The following is an 18,897-nucleotide window of genomic DNA, read 5'->3' as shown; positions in this document are numbered from 1 at the left end:
CTGATGATGGCGCGATGATGCTGCGAGTTCTGCTGTTCACCCTTACCCTGTTTACCACCGCGGTCCAGGCCGCCTCCCCTGTGGTACTGCAACGCCCTATCAGCCTGGACACCGGCAGCGGCCAACTGTTTGGCTCATTATTGTTGCCGCAGTCCGACAAACCGGTGCCGGTGGTGCTGATCATCGCCGGCTCCGGCCCTACCGACCGCAATGGCAACAGCGCCGACGGCGCCCGCAATGACAGCCTCAAGCGCCTGGCCTGGGTGCTTGCCCGACATAACATCGCCAGCGTGCGCTACGACAAGCGCGGGGTCGCCGCCAGCCTGGCCGCCACGCCGGATGAGCGCAACCTCACCCTGGACGCCTATGTGTCCGATGCGGTGGCCTGGGGCAAGCTGCTCAAGGCCGACAAGCGCATGGGCCCGTTGATTGTGCTGGGCCATAGCGAAGGCGCGCTGGTAGCCGCCCTCGCCGCGCCGCAACTGGCGCCGGCCGGGGTGATTTCCCTATCGGGCAGCGCCCGCCCGGTAGACCAGGTGATTCGCCAGCAACTGGCCGATCACTTGCCCCCTGCCCTGTTGTTGCGCAGCAATGAAATCCTCGACCACCTCAAGGCCGGCCAAGTGGATGCCGACGTGCCGCGCCCACTCGAAGGCATCTTCCGACCAAGCGTGCAGCCTTATCTGATCAGCCTGTTCCGCGCCGACCCATCGGCCGCCTTCGCCAGGCTGAACATGCCGGCGTTGATCATCCAGGGCACCAACGATATTCAGGTCGGCGTAGCGGATGCCCAGCAGTTGAAACACGCCAAGCCCGACGCGCAGTTGACGGTTATCGAAGGCATGAACCACGTGATGCGCATCGTGCCCAACAACGTGAAGCAGCAACTGGCGTCCTACAATGACCCGAAACTGCCCCTGGCTGCGGAACTGGGCCAGCGTATCGTCGCGTTTATCGACGGACTTCAACCCCGTTAAGCGACAATTTGCCTCCAGTCCTGGGCAAACCGGCCGATAAGTCCAGAGTCGACAGTAAAAAGACTGTCGGCTTGCTGGGCTTGGACAGGATCGCGCCGCATGACAACCACCGAAGCAACACCCGAATCTACCGCCGACACCTCGACTGCAACCGCGGCCGTCGAGGCGGCGGCCCTGCCGTGGGCGGACGTCCACGCCGAACACTTCAAGATGCTGCGCCTGGCTCCGCTGACCACCGACCGTGCCACTGGCGCACGGCCGTTGCGCTTTGTGCAGTTCGGCTATGCCGAGCGCCACGACAAGCACCACAGCCTGTTGCGCATGGTTATTCAACTGCCCGGCCAGCGAGTACGCCGCGAGCAGAACCACCTGGATATCTGGGTGGACCACGATAAACATCGCGTGCATTTCGGCCCAGGCAACAGCCTGGAAATCGAACCGGCCAACCGGGGGATCGGCCGTTTCCTGGTCGCTCAGGCCGCCGCCTGGGCGAAGAAGAAGTGGTCCCACTACCGCGTCGACGGCGTGGACCTGGCCAACAAGGACGCCCTCAACGAAGCCACGCGCCTGCGTCGTGATCACTTTTTGCGTATCCAGGGATTTGATGTGGCCTATGCCGACGTGCAGCACCTCAAAGGCAATGTGCAGCCGGGCAAGGTTGGCGACGTGCTGGACAGTTGGAACACCGAGAAGGTGCAGTTCGTGGAGATCCTCGAAGCCGCGCAGATGCTGCAACAGGCCGATCAGAACCTGGCGGAACAGGAAGTGAAGCTGCGCAAGGAAGAGGAAAAAGTCATCAAGTTCAAGCGCGAGGACAGCGGGCTGCGCTTTACCATCACGTGCCTGGTGGCGTTTACGGTGTTTCAGGCAGGGTTGTTGATCTGGATTGCCACTCACCGCTGATAGATTGAAATGCAATCAAAATGTGGGAGCTGGCTTGCCTGCGATAGCGATGTATCAGTAGCACAAGTGCAAGCTGACCCACCGCTATCGCAGGCAAGCCAGCTCCCACATTGACCGAGTTTCTGCAGTTATATCCGGGCAGCGAAAACGGCCTGGTGTTGGCGACACTGCTCAGCCGTCAGCATGAACACCCCATGCCCACCCCGCTGGAAGTCCAGCCAGGCAAAGTCGACTTCCGGATACAGCGCGTCAACATGCACCTGGCTGTTACCCACTTCGACAATCAGCAAACCCTTCTCGGTCAGATGGTCCGCCGCTTCGGCCAGCATCCGGCGTACCAGGTTCAGGCCGTCGTCACCACAGGCCAGGCCCAGTTCCGGCTCGTGCTGGTATTCATCCGGCATGTCGGCAAAATCTTCGGCATCCACATACGGTGGGTTTGACACGATCAGGTCGAATCGCTGGCCGGGCAAGCCGTCAAAACCATCGCCCTGCACGGTATAGACCCGCTCATCGACGCCATGGCGCTCGATATTCTGGTTTGCCACTTCAAGGGCTTCGAAGGACAGGTCACCCAGTACCACTTCGGCCTCCTGGAACTCGTACGCACAGGCAATGCCGATGCAACCGGAGCCGGTGCACAGGTCGAGGATGCGCGCCGGCGGCTGCGCCAACCAGGGTTCGAAGCGGTTTTCGATCAGTTCGCCAATCGGTGAACGCGGGATCAACACGCGCTCATCGACAATAAACGACATGCCGCAGAACCACGCCTCTTTCAACAGGTAGGCGGTGGGCACACGCTCGTGAATACGGCGATGCAGTAAACGCTGCACATGGGAGATTTCCTCTTCTTCGAGGTTGCAATCCAGGTAGCTGTCAGCAATTTCCCACGGCAGGTGCAAGGCGCCGAGCACCAATTGCCGGGCTTCGTCCCAGGCATTGTCGGTGCCATGGCCAAAAAACAGGTCTTCCCCATGGAAACGGCTGACAGCCCAACGGATATGGTCGCGCAAAGTGCGCAGGCGGGAAGTGATCACGGGGCAAGCTCCTGGAAAAAACGACTGGCAATTCTAACAGCCTTCACCTGTACCGACGATGTACGAAAACACTGGCGCCGTACGTCGGATTTCATCCAATTGCCCCGCATTGTGTTAAACAAGCCCACCTCTTGACATGGCTGCACGCCAGCAACGGCGTACCTTACGATAGTAGCGATTCACAGAAGCGCTCAGCCAGTGGACAATGTCGCAAAAGCCCCACTCACAGGAGCCCCAGAATGTCCGTTCCAAAGACGATGTTTCAACTCAGCGGTCGCGGTTACGCAGCAGCCAACCTCAGTCATGCGACCCTCGTGATCATCGACGCCCAGAAGGAATACCTCAGCGGCCCGCTCGCCCTCTCGGGCATGGACGCAGCTGTCGCTAATATCAAACAACTGGTCAGCGCCGCGCGCAATGCCGGGCGCCCGATTGTGCATGTACGCCACTTGGGTACCGTAGGCGGTCTGTTTGATCCACAGGGCGAGCGCGGCGAATTCATTCCGGGGCTTGAGCCAGAGGGTGACGAAACCATCATCGGCAAGCTGCTGCCGAGCGCCTTCCACGGCACCGGCCTGGAAAAACACTTGCAGGACCTTGGCTCCCTGGACCTGATCGTCTGCGGCTTCATGAGCCACTCCAGCGTCAGCACCACCGTGCGTGCGGCCAAGAACCTGGGCTTTCGCTGCACCCTGGTGGAAGACGCCTGCGCCACTCGCGACCTGCCCTACAAGGGCGGCATCCTGAGCGCCGAACATGTGCAGCACACCGAAATGGCGATCATGGCCGACAACTTCGCCACCCTCGCACTGACTAAAGATCTGATCTGATCATTCTGGCGTTGAGCGGCGTGTTTATTGCTCCGCTCATCCGCAAAGCCCTTTCATTTGGCGCATTTACCCCTCCCTCCGGAACAACCTGTGTATTGTCCGGTCGAAGGGCCGATACCCTGGAGGAAAGGTCGGAATGAAGATATCCGATGGTTTTGATGCTCGTCGCTTGCGCCCCAAGGGCCCGAGCAACTGGCGTCTGCGCCTGGTGGCGGGCATTGCCGCGTTGCTGGCGATCATAGGCTTGTTGTTGGCAGGCGCTGGTGGCGCCGGCCTGTTTGGGCATTCGCCGGCACTGGGCGAGCTGAATGCCAGCCCGGGCGGCTCGGCGATCCTGTTGGGGATCGGCCTGCTGGTGCTGTGGTTGGGCGTATGGTTATGGCGCCGCAGCCGTCGGCGGATGCGTCAGCCCTTGTCGTTGAATATCGCCTCGCACCTGATGAAAAAGCACGACTGATGGCGCTTGGATAGCGTTTGCTGCGCCCTGGCCGCCGCGATTTAGGTAAACTGCCCGCCCTTCGCGGAGGCTGACATGCAAGACGACGATTTTTCCCTGTTCAAAAACGAGCTGCGCGGCGTCAAGCCGATCAAGCACGACCGCGCCGACACCGGCAAACCCAAGACCGACCGGGCACAGATCGCCAAGCTGCGCCAGGCCGCGACCGTGCGCAGCGACGCCACTACCGTGGATGGCCTGTCGGATCAGTTCGTGATTGACGTCGGCCCCGAAGATGAGCTGATGTGGGCCCGAGATGGTGTGCAAGAAAGCCAGATGCGCAAGCTCAAGGCCGGCCAGGTCCCGTTCGAAGGCAGCCTCGACCTGCACGGCATGAACGTGGAAAAGGCCCGGGAAACCCTGTGGGCGTTCCTCGCCGAAGCGACTAAATTCGAAATCCGCTGCGTGCGCGTCACCCACGGCAAGGCTGTGCGGCTGGATGGCAAGCGGCCAATGATCAAGAGCCACGTCAACACCTGGCTGCGTCAACATGCCCAGGTGCTCGGCTTTACTTCCTGCCAGGCCCGCCACGGCGGTGCCGGTGCGGTGTATGTGATGCTCAAGCGCACCATGCTCGAAGGCCGCGACGAGTAAAGTGCCATCGTCAGGCTTGCAGCGATGTGCCCGCCACCGTAACCTTGCGCTTTGCGAAAATCCCACAGGTAGTTTCATGTCCCTGGAACAGAATTACACAGAGATTCTCGGCCAACTCGGCGAGGACGTCTCCCGCGAGGGTCTGCTCGACACGCCAAAGCGTGCCGCCAAGGCGATGCAGTACCTTTGCCGCGGTTATGAACAGACGCTCGAAGAAGTCACCAACGGTGCCTTGTTCAGCTCCGATAACAGCGAAATGGTGCTGGTCAAGGACATCGAGCTGTACTCGTTGTGCGAACACCATCTGCTGCCGTTTATCGGCAAGGCCCATGTGGCCTACATTCCAAGCGGCAAAGTGCTGGGCCTGTCGAAGGTTGCACGAATCGTCGACATGTATGCGCGCCGCCTGCAGATCCAGGAAAACCTCAGCCGCCAGATCGCTGATGCGGTGCTGCAAGTGACCGGCGCCCTGGGCGTGGCCGTGGTAATCGAAGCCAAGCACATGTGCATGATGATGCGCGGTGTGGAAAAACAGAATTCGTCGATGATCACCTCGGTGATGCTCGGTGAGTTCCGCGATAACGCGGCCACTCGCAGCGAATTTCTCAGCCTGATCAAGTAACGGGCTGGGTAGGAAAGAACCGGCGTTCATCGCCGGTTTTTTTTCGCCTGCAGAAATCAGGTAAGCTGCGCCCCCTCAGTTATGGGCAAGAGGTAACAGCCATGTTCGTCAAAGCACTTCGAGTGGGCCTCGGCCAGATCATCATCGCGGGCGATTTTCTGACCCGCCCACGCAAAAAGCAGCGCCCCGCCGAACAACAGGCGCGGGTGAACGACGCGGCCAAGGCGCTGACGCTGTACCAATTCCACGCCTGCCCGTTTTGCGTGAAGACCCGCCGCACCCTGCATCGCCTGAACGTGCCGGTAGCCCTGAAGGACGCAAAGAACAACGAGCAGGACCGCCAGACCCTGCTGGAACAAGGCGGCAAGATCAAGGTGCCGTGCCTGCGCATCGAAGAGAACGGCCAGACCACCTGGATGTACGACTCCAAGGTGATCATCGACTACCTGGACAAGCGCTTCGCGGCAATCTGAAGCACGCGACGGTCAATGTAGGAGCGAGCTTGCTCGCGAAAAACTCACAGGCACCGCGTTTATTCAGGAAGCACGCGTTATCGTTGACGTTTTTCGCGAGCAAGCTCGCTCCTACAGAAATCAGATCGGTGTTGTCAGGTCCAGATCCAGCAGTGCCGAGCCCAGGCACTTGCCGTGGGCATCCAGCGCCAGCGAGCGGGTCACGCCGCCACGCAGGATGCCCGGCAACACGAAGTTCAGCGCCTGCACATTCGGCAATTCATAACGCCGAACCGGGGCCGCAAGCGGTTCGAGCAAATCCTTGAAAAATTCCGTGACGCGCTCGGCCGTCAGCTGTTCGCACAGCAATGGGTAGTCTTGCGCACGATAGGCAATGATCGAGATGTTTGACGTGTCGCCCTTATCCCCTGTGCGGGAATGAGCCAGTCTGTGCAGTTTCATTCTTCAATCCTCGGTTTGACCGCTTCACGGGGCAACAGCAACGATGCCACCGCCACCACCTGACGCACGCTCTTGCTCGCCCCACCGCCGCCGGCCGGGCCGTTGGTGTAGAGGGTCTCCACTTCATTGCCAACCCGCACGGCGTCGCTGCGCTCGTCACAACGGGCGGCAACCCGCAGGCGCACTTCCCAAGGCTCGACGCTGCTGCGCGGGCCGTGCAATGAATCCATGCCGATCAATTCGGCGCGCAGGTCCTGCATGTTTACGCCGATCAACGCCAGGCGCTTGAGCACCACGTCCCGCGCCAACTCGGCCCGTGCGACAGCACCGGGACCGCCGTAGGACATCTGCCCTTCACCGATCCAACCGTCCAGATAACCGACGCTGACCTTCAGTTGATCAGGCCGAGCACGCCCGCTCGCCCCCTCAGCGCGCACCCGGTCCACGCCCTCCTCGACAAACCCCACCCGGGAAAAGTCGGCCGTCACATCCGGGGTCAAATAGGCTGCTGGGTCGTGAACTTCATAGATCAGTTGTTCAGCACAGGTCGCGCGACTGACCCGCCCACCGGAGCCTGCCACCTTGGTGATCACCGCATTGCCGTCGGCGTCGATCTCGGCCAGGGGAAAGCCCAGGCGCGCCAGATTCTCCACATCCTTGAAACCGGGATCAGCGAAGTAACCGCCACTGACCTGCCCCGCGCACTCCAGCAAATGCCCCACCAACGTGCCCCGGCCCAATCGTTGCCAATCATCGAAGGCCCAGCCGAACTCGAACATCTGCGGCGCCAGGAACAGCGAAGGGTCGGCCACGCGTCCGGTGATGACGACATCGGCGTCGGCGCGCAGCGCCTCAAGAATGCCGTCAACACCCAGGTAGGCATTCGCAGAGATCAACCGCTCGCCAAGGGAGCCAACAGACTGGCCGTTATCCAGCACCTGCTCGGCAGGCAAAGCGTGCAGCACATCATCCCCCACCACCGCGACAACCTTCAGACCCAGGCCCAGCTCGGCAGCAATGCGCCGCACTTCAATGGCCGCCGACACCGGGTTGGCCGCGCCCATGTTGGTGATCACCCGTAAGCGACGGCGACCGCCGGGCTGGCCCACGCAGGGCAATACTCGGCGCATGCGTTCACTCAGCAACGGGTCATAACCGCCCTGCGGGTCGCCGATGCGCGCCTGTTGTGCCAGGGCAATGGTGCGTTCGGCCAGGCATTCGAAGACCAGGTAATCCAGGTCGCCATGTTCGGCCAGTTCCACGGCAGGTTCGATACGGTCACCGGAATAGCCGGCGCCGGAGCCAATGCGCAAGGTGTTCATCTCAAATCACTCCCAGGAGCAACGCCGTCAGGGTCATCAACACCGAGGCGGCAAACAGAAAAGGAATCGTGAATCGCTGGTGATCGGCCAACTCGATCTTGCACAGGCCCACCAACAGGAAGGTCGCGGGCGTCAGCGGGCTAACCGGAAAACCGGTGGTGTGCACGCCCAGCAACGAGGCTTGGGCCACTTGCAGGGGGTCGACGCCCAGCGCCTTGCCGACTTCGGCGATCACCGGCATCACGCCGAAGTAGTAGGAGTCGGGGTCAAACAACATGCTCAGGGGCATCGACAGGAACCCCACGACCGCCGGGATCAACTTGCCGTGGCCCGCCGGAATCTGCGCCACCGCTACTTCGGCGATAGCCTTGAGCATGCCGGAGCCTTGCATGATGCCGGTGAACACCCCGGCGGCGAGCAGGATACTGGCCATGGTCAGGGCGGTTTTCGCATGGGCGTCGATGCGCGCACGCTGGGCGTCCACGTTGGGGTAGTTGATGCATAGCGCAACCACGGTGCCGAGCATGAACATCACCACCGGGTCGACCCAACCGGCAATCATCACCACCATCACCAGCACGGTCAGGATCAGGTTGACCCAGAACAACCGTGGGCGGCGCAGCTTGATATCGTCGTCGCTGAGCACCCGTTGCGGCACCGCCTCCACGCCGGAACCGGCGCCCAGGCCGAGGCGCTTTTCTTCACGATGGCCCAGCCACCAGGCGCACGCGAAGACGAAGATCAGCCCGACGATCTGCACCGGGATCAACGGCTGGAACAGATCGGCCACCGGCACATGCAGCGCCGCCGACGAACGCAGCACCGGGCCGGTCCAGGGCAGGAAGTTGACGCCTGCGGCCATCGCACACACGCAGGCGAGGATGCGTTTATCAATGCCCAGCCGCGTATACAGCGGCAGCATCGCCGGCACCGTCACCAGAAAGGTCACCGCGCCAGAGCCGTCCAGGTGCACCAGCAACGCCAGCGTCGCGGTGCCGACCACAATTCGTGTAGGACGCGTCCCTACCGTGCGCAGGATGCGATCAATGATGGGGTCGAGCATCCCGGCATCGGTCATGATCCCGAAAAACAGGATCGCGAACACAAACATGCCGACCACAGGGGCGACGTTCTTGATACCGGTGATGATAAAGGCACTGGTTTGCAGGCCGAACCCACCGACCAGCGCGGCGATGATCGGCAAGGCGATCAGGGCCACCAGTGGCGAGAGACGCTTGCTCATGACAGCGACAAGCAGGCTGAGAATGGTGATGACGCCCAGGGTTGCGAGCATGGATAACTCCAGGGTGGCCGTTTTGGGCCGGTTATTGTTTTCGCGGAGTATTGGAAGCGGGTTAGTCTTTGTAAATTGGAATATTCGGCCTAGCACGTTCGGAAAAACAAAATGAAGAACTCGATCCAGCACATCCAGGCCTTCCTCGCGGTGGCCCGCACCGGTAGTTTCACCAAGGCGGCCCACGAGCTGCACCTGTCGCCTTCGGCCCTGACCGTGCAAGTACAGCAATTGGAAGACTGGCTCGGCGTCGCCCTGCTCGACCGCAGCCCGCGCCATGTGAGCATCACCGCTGCCGGCCAGGATGCGCGCGGGCCCATGGAAAAACTGCTGCTGGACCTGGACAACATCGTCACCGGCTCACGCGACCTCGCAGCCTTGCGTCGCGGCGTGGTGACCATCGCCGCCCTGCCGTCAGTTTGCGCCGGCGCCCTGCCTCCGGCCTTGCGCCTGTTTCGCCAGCGCTTTGCCGGGATCGAGGTGCGCCTGCATGACCTGGTGGCCCATCGCATTCATGCCCAGGTCCGCAACGGCGAGGTGGATTTCGGCATCGGCGTACGGGCGCGCCTGAGCCATGGCCTGCAATTTCAGCCGGTGCTCAATGATCGCTTGTGCGCGTTTGTGCCGCTGGATCATGCGCTGACGCGCTATCGGTCACTGACCCTGGCGCAACTGGCCGACCAGCCAATTATCCTTACCGGACGTGACAGCAGCGTGCGCGAACAGGTCGACGCACTGTTCGACCAGACACGGCTGACGCTGAATGCGGGCATGGAGGCCAACTACATGTCGACGGTATTGGCGCTGGTGCGCCAGGGGTTGGGGATCAGCGTGCTGCCGGAATCGGCGGCGGACAGCCTGGAGGGATTGAAGCGAATCGACATCGATCATCCCGGCGTGAACCGGGAGATCGGCTTGATCACACGCAGCGCGATGGCATTGAGCCCGGCGGCGCAGCGCTGCTTTGAACTGCTCAACAGCACATTATCTACAAGCACATCGCTCTAAATGTGAACTCAATCCAGCATCGCCACGTGCTTGGGATGGCTGGCCACCCGCTGCAACCACGCCTGCACCGCCGGGTAAGGCGCCAAATCAAAGCCGCCTTCATGGGCTACATGGGTGTAGGCATACAGCGCGATATCAGCAATCGAATAGGTGTCGCCCACCAGGTACGGCGTGGCTTGCAACTGGCGCTCCATGACTCTCAATGCCTTGTAACCGCCCTTGTGGGTGGTCTTGTATTCCTCAAGACGGTCCTGCGGCATATTCAGGTAAAACTGGATAAACCGCGCCACCGCTATATAAGGCTCATGGCTGTACTGCTCGAAAAACTGCCACTGCAATACCTGGGTGCGCAGGCGCGGTTCCGTGGGCAGGAACTCGCTGCCATCGGCGAGGAAATTGAGAATCGCATTGGACTCCCATAGGCAGGTGCCGTCTTCCAGCTCCAGCACCGGGATCTTGCCGTTGGGGTTCTTCGCCAGGAACTCAGGGGTCTGGGTGTCGCCCTTGAGGATGTCGATATCGATCCACTGAAACGGGATCCCCAACAAGCTAAGCATCAATTTGATCTTGTAGCAGTTGCCCGACTTGTAATCGCCATAAACCTTGTACATGGGCTCCCCTTATGCCGCTTTGCGCATTCCGAGCGAATGCTTGCGCCCTCAAAGTGCGGGTATTGCGGCAATGTTTCAAGGCGGCGGGCGGAATAAATCTACCTGTCCCCCTGGGAGTCAGCCTTTCATCCACTTTCGCCCAGACATTCGAAAACATTATTTGCTTTATTTGTATACAAAAGCATAATTCGCTTCGTGCGAGTTCCTGACCTATTGGTCAACAAACCCGCCAGTACCTCAAAGCGCTGTTGCCCACTCATGTGACCGGCGCTGGACATAACAATAAAACGATTGAGGAGTACTCGCTGTGGATAGCCGTAAAACCGAAGCCCCTACGTTGGACCAGGCCACGCCGCAAGGCGGTTGGCTGGAACGCCTGTTCAAACTGCGCTTGCATGGCACCACAGTGAAGACCGAGCTGATCGCCGGCCTCACCACCTTCATCACCATGGCCTACATCATCTTCGTCAATCCCAACATCATGGCCGACGCCGGTATTGATCACGGTGCGGCCTTTGTCGCCACCTGCATCGCCGCAGCCCTGGGGTGCCTGTTGATGGGCCTGTACGCCAACTGGCCGGTGGGCCTGGCGCCGGGTATGGGCCTGAACGCGTTTTTCACTTACACCGTGGTCGGCACCATGGGCTACAACTGGGAAACCGCCCTCGGCGCGGTGTTTATCTCGGGCGTACTGTTCATGATTCTGACGCTGTCACGCATCCGAGAATGGCTGCTCAACAGTATTCCGGTCAGCCTGCGTCATGCCATGGGCGCAGGTGTGGGCCTGTTCCTCGGGGTGATCGGCCTGAAAACCGCCGGCATCATCGTCGACAGCCCGGCCACCCTGATCAAGCTCGGCTCCCTGCATGAACCCGCCCCGCTGCTGGCGGCGGTGTGCTTCCTGCTGATCGCCATCCTCAGTTATCACCGTGTATTCGGTGCAATTCTCATCAGCATCATCGCCGTGACCCTGGCCGGCTGGGGCCTGGGCCTGGTGCATTACAACGGCATTCTCTCCACCCCACCGAGCCTGGCACCGACCTGGATGGCGATGGACGTGATGGGTGTGTTCAATGTGAGCATGATCAGCGTGGTATTTGCCTTTCTTTTTGTACACATGTTCGACACTGCCGGTACACTGATGGGCGTTGCCCAACGGGCCGGGCTGGTCAAGGCCGACGGCAAGATCGACAACCTGTCCCGCGCATTGAAGGCCGACAGTGCTTCCAGTGTGTTCGGCGCCATGGTTGGCGTGCCGCCAGTGACCAGCTACGTGGAAAGCGCCGCAGGTGTGGCAGCCGGTGGCCGCACCGGGTTGACCGCTGTAACGGTGGGTGTGCTGTTCGTGGCGGCGATGTTCTTCGCACCGCTGGCCGGCATGATTCCCGCCTACGCCACCGCTGGCGCGCTGATCTACGTAGCGATGCTGATGATGGCGAGCATGGCCCATATCAATTGGGATGAAGCTACCGACAGCATTCCGGCGATCGTCACGGCCATCATGATGCCGCTGACGTTCTCGGTCGCCGACGGGATCGCTCTGGGCTTTATCACCTATGTAGCGCTGAAGGCCGGCACCGGCAAGTACCGCGAGATTTCTGTCAGCCTGTGGGTGTTGTGCGCGATTTTCATTGCGAAATTCATATTTTTATAAAAAGGAGCAAATGATGAACCTGGATACCTGGCTGCTGTTCAGTGGGGCTGCATTGATCGTGATCCTGATTCCAGGGCCATTGTCGCTGCTGATGATCAGCAACAGTCTCAACTACGGCCTGCGCCGCTCGTACCCGGCGTTTTTGGGCGGAGTGTTTGCGTCGATCTGCCTGTTGAGTGCTTCGGCCTTGGGTCTGGGGGCCTTGTTGCTGGCCTCGGAACAGCTGTTCAGTGCCTTGAAAATTGTCGGCGCGCTGTACCTGTTCTACCTGGCCTGGCAGAGCTGGCAGCAATCGCGTCTGCCGAGCGAAGGCGCCGAAGTCCCACAAACGCCGTCTGTACCGCGCTTTCGTGCGTTGTTTGGGCGAGCCTTTGTGTTGGGCGCCAGCAACCCCAAGGACATCCTGTTTTTCGCTGCCTTCCTGCCGCAGTTTCTCAGCAGCCAGCAACCGTTCCTGCCGCAATTGCTGATCATGATCGCCACCTGGACGGTGCTCGACCTGCTGTGCAAGCTGGCCTACGGTCTGGGTGCCCATGGCGCGGCGCGTTACTTGCGCAGCGGTTCGGGCCAGAGCTGGTTCAACCGCATCAGCGCGGCACTGTTCGGCGGCGCCGGTGCGATGGCACTCATCAATGCTAAGGGGTCAATTTGACGAAATAAACAGTTGGATCGAGACGCCCCTTTGTGGGCCATTGGATGCCGGCCACAATCCGCACCAAGCGCTGTTCCTGCATCGCGGTGTCAACTGCCCTTAATAAAAGAGAGTCGGGGTGTGAGTTGATGGCTATCCGAACCCAACGGTTCGAAAGCTTCCCTCTCACGGTCATTCGCCCCAGTTCAAGCCATTGGTAGGCCACGTAGTAAATGGTGTTCGAACGGGGATGAGTAACGACTGATTCAATACTGGGTTCTCCAAAACGCATCCCTGCGCGCCGCACAGACAAGTCCTCGACGCGGTAACCCTGCTGCTCCAGCACGGTCCTGACGGCGGCGCGCTCCGCTTCAAGCCTCTGCGTCCTGACCGGGACGACACCATATTGCAGGCTCGGGTCTAACGGATGAGGCGGCGTGAAATCAACGCGCGTGAAGCCGGGTGCCTTGCCTTCGAAACCGACGTATAGATATTGCTTGCGCCGTTCATTAGTCCGCAACATCCGTAGTAAATCGTCCGTTTGGCCGCTCCTCGCAGGGAGCGGGGGTAGCCATTCGTCCAGCGTCGCGCGGATGCCGAGCAAATGGCTTGCCGTGGCAGAGTGGGAAGGATCTGCCAATTCAATCATTCTCATGACGGTAAACTTTCGAGCTTCATTCGTCATGGAGGGAAAGGCCCTGCCCACAGAGTGCTCCAACGAACTGTCGAACAGCGCCGAATGATGTTGCCATTCACCTGTAGGCAGGCGTGATACAGGAATGGGCTGGTCGCGAATATCAGTGCTGGTCCAGCGCATGATATCGGCTCGCGCGGATGGCCCCGGTGGCTCATTTCGGGTGATAAACACCAGGTCAGTCAACGATGCATGGTCGCCCTGCGGGAGCATCCGGTAAAAACCGCTGTTCGGATCCTGGAAGTCGGTATAAGGAGGAGCCACGCGCAAAAACCTGGCATTGAGCGAAGAACCTCTGGGAGCCGAGCCAACCTCAAACACTCCAGGCGCAGGGAAGCCCACAATGTCACGGGGGTGAACTTGAGCACGCCAACTCAACCACTGGGTGTCCGTTGTACGTGACTGGACAATCCGGTTCTCAGTCGCCATGCGCTCACGAGGGGGTTGCCAATCCGACGAGGGCGCCCGGGGAGCGCGCCATGGGTCATGCACCCCGGAGCTGGGCCCAGGTTGAGGATTATCGGCCTCCAGCAACCACTCCTTGGGCTGATGGATATTCAGGACCAACTCATCCTCACCGCTTTTCAGCATGTTTCTCAGCCGAAACGCAGACTCGCTATCACGTTGGTAAACGGGATAATGGTGAGTGTCATCCGTTACAAATTGCTGACCGTCTTTCACATAAACGCCCTCCCTGCCACGCCCTTTGAGCGCCACAGCATCCGGAGGCACGCCCTTGACTTTGAAACGGTCCAAGGGTTTTAACGCGGCCGCAGAAGGCGCAGCCTGACGCAGCACTCGGCCACTGCTGAAATGCGAACGATGTATCCGATTCAACACCGCCCCCAGCGGGCGCCGCACGATACCCGCCGCTACGCCTCTGAACTTGGGGCCGGGGGTAAAGGTCTGCCACAAATCGAACACCAGATACTGGGTCATAAACACAATATCCACGACATCACTGGGGTCTGCGAAACGGTGAAAACGTCGTGCCACAATCAGCAATTCATAAAAGGAGTTAGCCAGCGCAAATAACGGAAAGAAAAACGATATGAGCGCTCGCAGGCTGCTATCAGTCTGCTCCGCAAGGCGGCGGACACGATACTCATCCAGCACCTTGCCGGAATTACTCGCCGCTTGAGTGCGGCGTTGCAAATCCAGCACATTGGCGTAATACAGCAATGCCCTGGGTTCACTGTGGGATATGGGAACGATCGCCAGCCAGTTTGACGGGTTACTGGCAATTTGCTCGCGGATCAGTTTTTCGATCTCATCGAGCACTGGCGTCGGTTGCAGATGTGTAATGCTGAAGGAGCGAACAAAACCAGGGAGCCTCCACTTACCTTCGAAATAATAAGCATCCGGCATGACAGAAAGCCATCCAGGCTCTCCTGCTTCATCGGCGTCATGAATGATTGCGTCAAATGCCCAACCGGGCGCTACCTGCCGCGCCAGTAACTTTACAAGGTCAGCCGAAGCGGCAACGCGACTGAGTTCTACCCGCGCCATCGCCACGCTGATGTACTCGGTGATGATCAAGGCATGCGGCGCAGCAGGCCAGTAAACTACGCAGCGCCCGCTGCCCTGATCCTGCATGACCACGACCCCTGAGATATAGCGATCATGCTGCATCGTGTGCGCCGCCAGATGAACGACGTACAACTTCAAATCATACCCGTTTTTCAGCAGGTCCTCAGGCGTTCGCGCCGCCATCGCCGTGCTGAACAGGCTCTGTGCAAAGGTGCTTAGCCCTTGTTGAACCGCCGAAAAAAGCTGCATGTGAGCGCATTCATCCAGCGTGCGATTGATCAGCGCAGGAATGCGACTGGCATCCAGACTCGGTTTGGCTTTAACCGTGGGGTAGAAGGTATGGTTGATCTGCGTGTCGTAGTTTCCGCCGATATCCAGCGAAGAGACTGTCTTGATCAGATATTCCTTGTTCAGCCGTTGCTTCCACTGCGGTTGCAGATAGCGTGCTCGATTCAATCGCCAAGGCACCCAGGGTGCTTGCGGATCAAGATTATGCAATGCCAGCTGTAACATGCTGAAGGTTGTGGTTTGAGTACTTGGGGTCAGGACCTGCCCGCGATCACCCGGCGTGCAGTGGCTTTGATTACCGCAGAAGCTGCCTCTGACATCATCCGGCATCGTGATCAGGGGCTTGTCGATGTCCAGCTCCGGGTAGAAACCATCCTCGGTTAAGCGGGCGATCAACTTGCGGCGGGCGAACGTTTCCAAGTCACTCAGAGCGCGTTCAAGCAGGCTTTCAGAGGCAAAGGCGCTGCTCAGGTACCGGCGCTGCAAGCGCTTGAAGTGTTTAAGCTGGGCAGGTGTTGCGCCCGCTAACCACTGTGGCAATTTTTTTGCCTCAAGCGCAGCCTTGCGCAGAAGATCAATGTTGGCCTGAGCCTGGTTCAAGGCGGGACTGTCGGGAATCTTCAAGTGCGCGTCCAGCTCAGCCAATAGCAACAAACGGCTCAGCTCGGCATCTTTTACCTCATTGAACAGACCGGCAGTACCCTCAATGCGCTTGTTCAAGCGAAAGTAGTAGGCCATCAAGTGTTTGAAAGAAACCGTCGCAGGGTTCCCCTCAATGGGTTCATAGCGCACCGTCAGGGTTTCACGCCGGGCATGGTCACGTAAGTCGTGACGCTTATCGTGCTCTATACAGCCCCACAGGACCGAATCATCACTGCTCCCGAGGCTGGCTTTCAGACCGCGGGTCAAAGCGTCCAGGCCTGAAAAAGCCTTCAGCCCGCCATATTGCCCGAATGCATACAGCGCGACCGGAACCCCACGGGACGGGTGCTTCATCGCCGTCGCCCGAGCCACTACCCAAACGTTATGAAGCGGGTAGAAGGCAGCCTGCACGCTGCCCACAGAGACCGAAAACACCTGGGCTTTACCGCCCACGTATTTGGATGTCGACAGCCGCTCCACGACCTCCATCACCAAGTCCTGATGTGCAGTGGGTATCAGCTTGAGCCGGTGTTGCAACTGAACCTCACAGCGCAGGGCCTCGACATGGGCACGCAGGAACAAGGCATAACGTTTGTGCGCACCGGTTGGGCGCTCAATCCAAAAAGGCATATCGTAGAGCCGCTGCTGTGCACCGTTAATCAGCGAATTCAACGCTTCTTTATGCGCTTTGAGTTGGCTCTCAAGCACCACAAATTCCTCAAGCGCTGCAGTCTCGACGCTCAGGTCATCGGCGTTGAATAGTGCGAGCAGACCTTTTTCGTAGCGTTTGACCTGCTGTTCTGCGGTGAGCAGGGCCAGGCCGGGCGCGGTGCTGGCAAAGATAATTTCTGCGCGTCGTCGCTGCTCGTCCCACTTGAGCAATTGATAGAGGAGGGTCCCAAGCCGGACTTTACCGACCAGTTGCTTCCTTGCACGCTCGATAAAACGCAGAAAAGGCACAGCGGTCAGCGGTTGAGGTCGCGGCTTTTTTGGAGAAAACACGTGTGCGTGATTGATCGCCAGCGCACAGGCCAGCTCGTTTTCCCATTGACCTTCCAGCAACGCTTGCGCGCTCATCGCCAGCGCATCACCGGAGATTGTCGAACCGCGATCCACGCTTAACGCGGGGGTCAGGTCCGTAGGCCGACACAACTCATGTCGGCGCTCTAACGGCAGGCATTGCCAGAGTTCGTCGAACAGTGACTCACTGGCCAACTTTACCAAACCGCATTGCAGGTCGAAGAAGGACGGGTACTCGTAGAAATTGCGCACCACACCCGGCAGGTAAATCACATGCGGTGCACCATCAGGATCGCCTTCACGGTAGATATGCAATGCACCGGGAATTGCAACCGCAGGCGTACCCGGCCACATCAACGAACTCGCTCGCACAGTGGCCCAATCGCCCCCTGCTCGCTGGCGCGCCCCAGCACTGGGTGCGTCGATCAGGGCCTGAAGCAGAGCCATCCCGGCACTCGACAGCTCGTCCAATTGCTGCGCCATAAAAGCCCGGTCAGCGAAGAGTTCGGCGTGCAGCTCTGCCCAATACCCCCTGCGTGTTTGCGAGGAACCGGGCTGCAGCGCGTCCCAATAAGGCGTGGCCGACCAGGCAATTCTGTCTTGCAGCTTCATGGCGATAACTCGCTGCAGCACTTGCAACGGCGTATAAGGCAACTGGCGAGTCGGGTCACCCTTGACGCTCAGGGCAGTGAACTGATTCAGGTTGATCGGCACTGCGGGCAAGGCCAGTGACAGCAGCGCCCGATCAGTCAGGCTGTCGACTTTCTGGGGTTCTGCTGGTGGTTTGGGCACGGTGAACAGCAGGGTGTCCGGGTCTATTTCAAACTCTTTGCGTAGCTCGTCGCGGATCACCCACAAAACTTTTGGCGCGCGCGCTATCAGCCTTCCAAGCACCTTTATTACCTCGACGCAGCGCAGTTCGGCAAAAGCAATCTGATTGATCAGGCGGCTTGGATGGGCGTGAGCGTTGATTCGCCGGGTCAGCTGGCTGCGCATACCCTGAAGCGTTGCTTGAGCAGCGATCTCCGGATCTTCTGGGTCGGGGATGTGGTTGAGTGAGGCCATGATGTTTTCTTGATTGAGGAAAACACCGAGCCTAGGCAACGCACAGGCACTTAAGGCTTTAGATAGTTGAACGCAGCACGCGCAAAAAAAGCCCGCAGTGTGCGCGGGCGAAACCAACGAAGAGCATTTTTGGGGGGGGTGTGAAGCGAGGTGACGACTCAGCTACCGCGATAGGTGGAGTAGCTGTAAGGCGAAATCAGCAGTGGCACATGGTAATGGTCTTGTTCGGCGCTGATGCCGAAACGCAATACCACCACGTCGAGAAAAGCCTGCTCCGGCAGTTGCACACTGCGGGCGCGGTAGTAGTCGCCAGCGCTGAATTGCAATTGGTAGACACCGCTGCGGTAGTCATCGCCTTGCAGCAGCGGCGCGTCGCAACGGCCGTCGCTATTAGTCACGGCGCTACCCACCAGTTCAAGCTGCGCGCCTTCGACGCGATACAACTCGACCTTGATCGCGCTGCCGGGGCAGCCGTGTGCGGCGTCCAAAACGTGTGTGGTCAAACGTCCCATGGCTTTTATGCGCCTCCCGAAGTCAGTCATAGAGAAACCCGCACTCTTTCAGGGCAGTGAAAGAGCCGGCGATGGCCGATTAAGACACTTTTATAAAAAATTGTACACAATAAATTTCACAGCGCTTCCACCCTCCTGTAGGAGCGAGCTTGCTCGCGAAAAACGCCAACGATGACGCGGGCTCTCAGAATGAAAAGTGGCGCCCTCAGGGTTTTCGCGAGCAAGCTCGCTCCTGCAGTGGGCTTTTTCATTT

General features: G+C 59.6%; 17 protein-coding genes. 10 read left to right on the top strand and 7 right to left on the bottom strand.

The window, feature by feature from the left end:
* The first annotated feature begins 14 nt into the window (after window positions 1–14).
* Window positions 15–977, top strand: a complete 963-nt coding sequence (locus JH25_RS04215; RefSeq protein ID WP_032880137.1) for an alpha/beta hydrolase — start codon at window positions 15–17, stop codon at window positions 975–977.
* Window positions 978–1,076: 99 nt separating this feature from the next.
* Window positions 1,077–1,880, top strand: a complete 804-nt coding sequence (locus tag JH25_RS04220; protein WP_005789918.1) for a hypothetical protein — start codon at window positions 1,077–1,079, stop codon at window positions 1,878–1,880.
* A gap of 128 nt (window positions 1,881–2,008) precedes the next feature.
* On the opposite strand, the gene prmB is transcribed toward JH25_RS04220, so the two are convergent.
* Window positions 2,009–2,917 (bottom strand): 50S ribosomal protein L3 N(5)-glutamine methyltransferase, encoded by a 909-nt coding sequence (gene prmB, locus JH25_RS04225; RefSeq protein WP_032880136.1) that lies wholly within the window; start codon window positions 2,915–2,917, stop codon window positions 2,009–2,011.
* A 239-nt stretch (window positions 2,918–3,156) separates the two neighbouring features.
* On the opposite strand from prmB, the gene JH25_RS04230 reads away from it, so the two are divergent.
* The 5 genes from JH25_RS04230 to JH25_RS04250 all read left to right on the top strand — a co-directional run bounded on the left by JH25_RS04230 (window position 3,157) and on the right by JH25_RS04250 (window position 5,932).
* Window positions 3,157–3,747: a cysteine hydrolase family protein gene (locus JH25_RS04230; RefSeq protein ID WP_032880134.1), complete on the top strand. Its 591-nt coding sequence runs from the start codon at window positions 3,157–3,159 to the stop codon at window positions 3,745–3,747.
* Window positions 3,748–3,883: 136 nt separating this feature from the next.
* Window positions 3,884–4,204: a hypothetical protein gene (locus JH25_RS04235; protein ID WP_005789923.1), complete on the top strand. Its 321-nt coding sequence runs from the start codon at window positions 3,884–3,886 to the stop codon at window positions 4,202–4,204.
* Between the two features lie 75 nt (window positions 4,205–4,279).
* Window positions 4,280–4,837: a Smr/MutS family protein gene (locus JH25_RS04240; protein ID WP_005789925.1), complete on the top strand. Its 558-nt coding sequence runs from the start codon at window positions 4,280–4,282 to the stop codon at window positions 4,835–4,837.
* 76 nt (window positions 4,838–4,913) lie between these two features.
* Window positions 4,914–5,459, top strand: a complete 546-nt coding sequence (gene folE, locus JH25_RS04245) for a GTP cyclohydrolase I FolE (RefSeq protein WP_005789928.1) — start codon at window positions 4,914–4,916, stop codon at window positions 5,457–5,459.
* A gap of 101 nt (window positions 5,460–5,560) precedes the next feature.
* Window positions 5,561–5,932, top strand: coding sequence for a glutathione S-transferase N-terminal domain-containing protein (locus JH25_RS04250; protein ID WP_005789930.1), 372 nt, complete (start codon window positions 5,561–5,563; stop codon window positions 5,930–5,932).
* A 120-nt stretch (window positions 5,933–6,052) separates the two neighbouring features.
* Here JH25_RS04250 and JH25_RS04255 read toward each other — a convergent pair whose 3' ends face one another.
* From JH25_RS04255 to JH25_RS04265, 3 genes are read right to left on the bottom strand one after another with little or no spacing between them, the layout of a single operon-like run.
* Window positions 6,053–6,373, bottom strand: coding sequence for an AtuA-related protein (locus JH25_RS04255; protein ID WP_032880132.1), 321 nt, complete (start codon window positions 6,371–6,373; stop codon window positions 6,053–6,055).
* Window positions 6,370–7,695 carry an acyclic terpene utilization AtuA family protein gene (locus JH25_RS04260; RefSeq protein WP_032880130.1) on the bottom strand — a complete coding sequence of 442 codons (1,326 nt, stop codon included), beginning with the start codon at window positions 7,693–7,695 and terminating at the stop codon, window positions 6,370–6,372. The genes JH25_RS04255 and JH25_RS04260 overlap by 4 nt, the downstream gene beginning before the upstream one ends.
* Before the next feature lies 1 nt (window position 7,696).
* Window positions 7,697–8,989 (bottom strand): CitMHS family transporter, encoded by a 1,293-nt coding sequence (locus JH25_RS04265; RefSeq protein WP_032880128.1) that lies wholly within the window; start codon window positions 8,987–8,989, stop codon window positions 7,697–7,699.
* Between the two features lie 111 nt (window positions 8,990–9,100).
* Between JH25_RS04265 and JH25_RS04270 the strand changes: the two genes are divergently transcribed.
* Window positions 9,101–9,997 (top strand): LysR family transcriptional regulator, encoded by an 897-nt coding sequence (locus JH25_RS04270; protein WP_032880126.1) that lies wholly within the window; start codon window positions 9,101–9,103, stop codon window positions 9,995–9,997.
* Between the two features lie 8 nt (window positions 9,998–10,005).
* Here the strand turns inward: JH25_RS04270 and JH25_RS04275 are convergent, their stop codons facing one another.
* A complete protein-coding gene (locus JH25_RS04275) occupies window positions 10,006–10,608 on the bottom strand; it encodes a glutathione S-transferase family protein (protein ID WP_032880125.1) in 603 nt (200 codons plus the stop codon).
* Window positions 10,609–10,915: 307 nt separating this feature from the next.
* On the opposite strand from JH25_RS04275, the gene JH25_RS04280 reads away from it, so the two are divergent.
* Together JH25_RS04280 and JH25_RS04285 are read left to right on the top strand one after the other, a co-directional pair.
* Entirely contained in the window at window positions 10,916–12,262 is a 1,347-nt protein-coding gene (locus JH25_RS04280) for an NCS2 family permease (protein ID WP_032880123.1), read from the top strand.
* Window positions 12,263–12,275: 13 nt separating this feature from the next.
* Window positions 12,276–12,914, top strand: coding sequence for a LysE family translocator (locus tag JH25_RS04285; RefSeq protein WP_032880122.1), 639 nt, complete (start codon window positions 12,276–12,278; stop codon window positions 12,912–12,914).
* On the opposite strand, the gene JH25_RS04290 is transcribed toward JH25_RS04285, so the two are convergent.
* Window positions 12,898–18,132 (bottom strand): dermonecrotic toxin domain-containing protein, encoded by a 5,235-nt coding sequence (locus JH25_RS04290; protein WP_032880120.1) that lies wholly within the window; start codon window positions 18,130–18,132, stop codon window positions 12,898–12,900. The two genes, JH25_RS04285 and JH25_RS04290, sit on opposite strands and share 17 nt — an antisense overlap.
* Before the next feature lie 158 nt (window positions 18,133–18,290).
* A complete protein-coding gene (gene uraH / locus JH25_RS04295) occupies window positions 18,291–18,644 on the bottom strand; it encodes a hydroxyisourate hydrolase (protein WP_032880118.1) in 354 nt (117 codons plus the stop codon).
* Between the last annotated feature and the right edge of the window lie 253 nt (window positions 18,645–18,897).

The sequence above is a fragment of the Pseudomonas sp. BRG-100 genome (assembly GCF_000737955.1).
Classification (GTDB): Bacteria; Pseudomonadota; Gammaproteobacteria; order Pseudomonadales; family Pseudomonadaceae; genus Aquipseudomonas; species Aquipseudomonas synxantha_A.
The sequence above is the reverse complement of the archived record's forward strand: the minus strand, read 5'-3'. Positions and strand labels throughout refer to the sequence as shown.

Bases quoted from the DNA above. Each gene is read 5' to 3' on its own strand.
- JH25_RS04230 (WP_032880134.1), top strand. From the start codon at position 3,157: ATGTCCGTTCCAAAGACGATGTTTCAACTCAGCGGTCGCGGTTACGCA.
- JH25_RS04220 (WP_005789918.1), top strand. From the start codon at position 1,077: ATGACAACCACCGAAGCAACACCCGAATCTACCGCCGACACCTCGACT.
- JH25_RS04290 (WP_032880120.1), bottom strand. From the start codon at position 18,132: ATGGCCTCACTCAACCACATCCCCGACCCAGAAGATCCGGAGATCGCT.
- folE (WP_005789928.1), top strand. From the start codon at position 4,914: ATGTCCCTGGAACAGAATTACACAGAGATTCTCGGCCAACTCGGCGAG.
- uraH (WP_032880118.1), bottom strand. From the start codon at position 18,644: ATGGGACGTTTGACCACACACGTTTTGGACGCCGCACACGGCTGCCCC.
- JH25_RS04215 (WP_032880137.1), top strand. From the start codon at position 15: ATGATGCTGCGAGTTCTGCTGTTCACCCTTACCCTGTTTACCACCGCG.
- JH25_RS04255 (WP_032880132.1), bottom strand. From the start codon at position 6,373: ATGAAACTGCACAGACTGGCTCATTCCCGCACAGGGGATAAGGGCGAC.
- JH25_RS04250 (WP_005789930.1), top strand. From the start codon at position 5,561: ATGTTCGTCAAAGCACTTCGAGTGGGCCTCGGCCAGATCATCATCGCG.
- JH25_RS04270 (WP_032880126.1), top strand. From the start codon at position 9,101: ATGAAGAACTCGATCCAGCACATCCAGGCCTTCCTCGCGGTGGCCCGC.
- JH25_RS04285 (WP_032880122.1), top strand. From the start codon at position 12,276: ATGAACCTGGATACCTGGCTGCTGTTCAGTGGGGCTGCATTGATCGTG.
- JH25_RS04260 (WP_032880130.1), bottom strand. From the start codon at position 7,695: ATGAACACCTTGCGCATTGGCTCCGGCGCCGGCTATTCCGGTGACCGT.
- JH25_RS04235 (WP_005789923.1), top strand. From the start codon at position 3,884: ATGAAGATATCCGATGGTTTTGATGCTCGTCGCTTGCGCCCCAAGGGC.
- JH25_RS04265 (WP_032880128.1), bottom strand. From the start codon at position 8,989: ATGCTCGCAACCCTGGGCGTCATCACCATTCTCAGCCTGCTTGTCGCT.
- JH25_RS04240 (WP_005789925.1), top strand. From the start codon at position 4,280: ATGCAAGACGACGATTTTTCCCTGTTCAAAAACGAGCTGCGCGGCGTC.
- JH25_RS04275 (WP_032880125.1), bottom strand. From the start codon at position 10,608: ATGTACAAGGTTTATGGCGATTACAAGTCGGGCAACTGCTACAAGATC.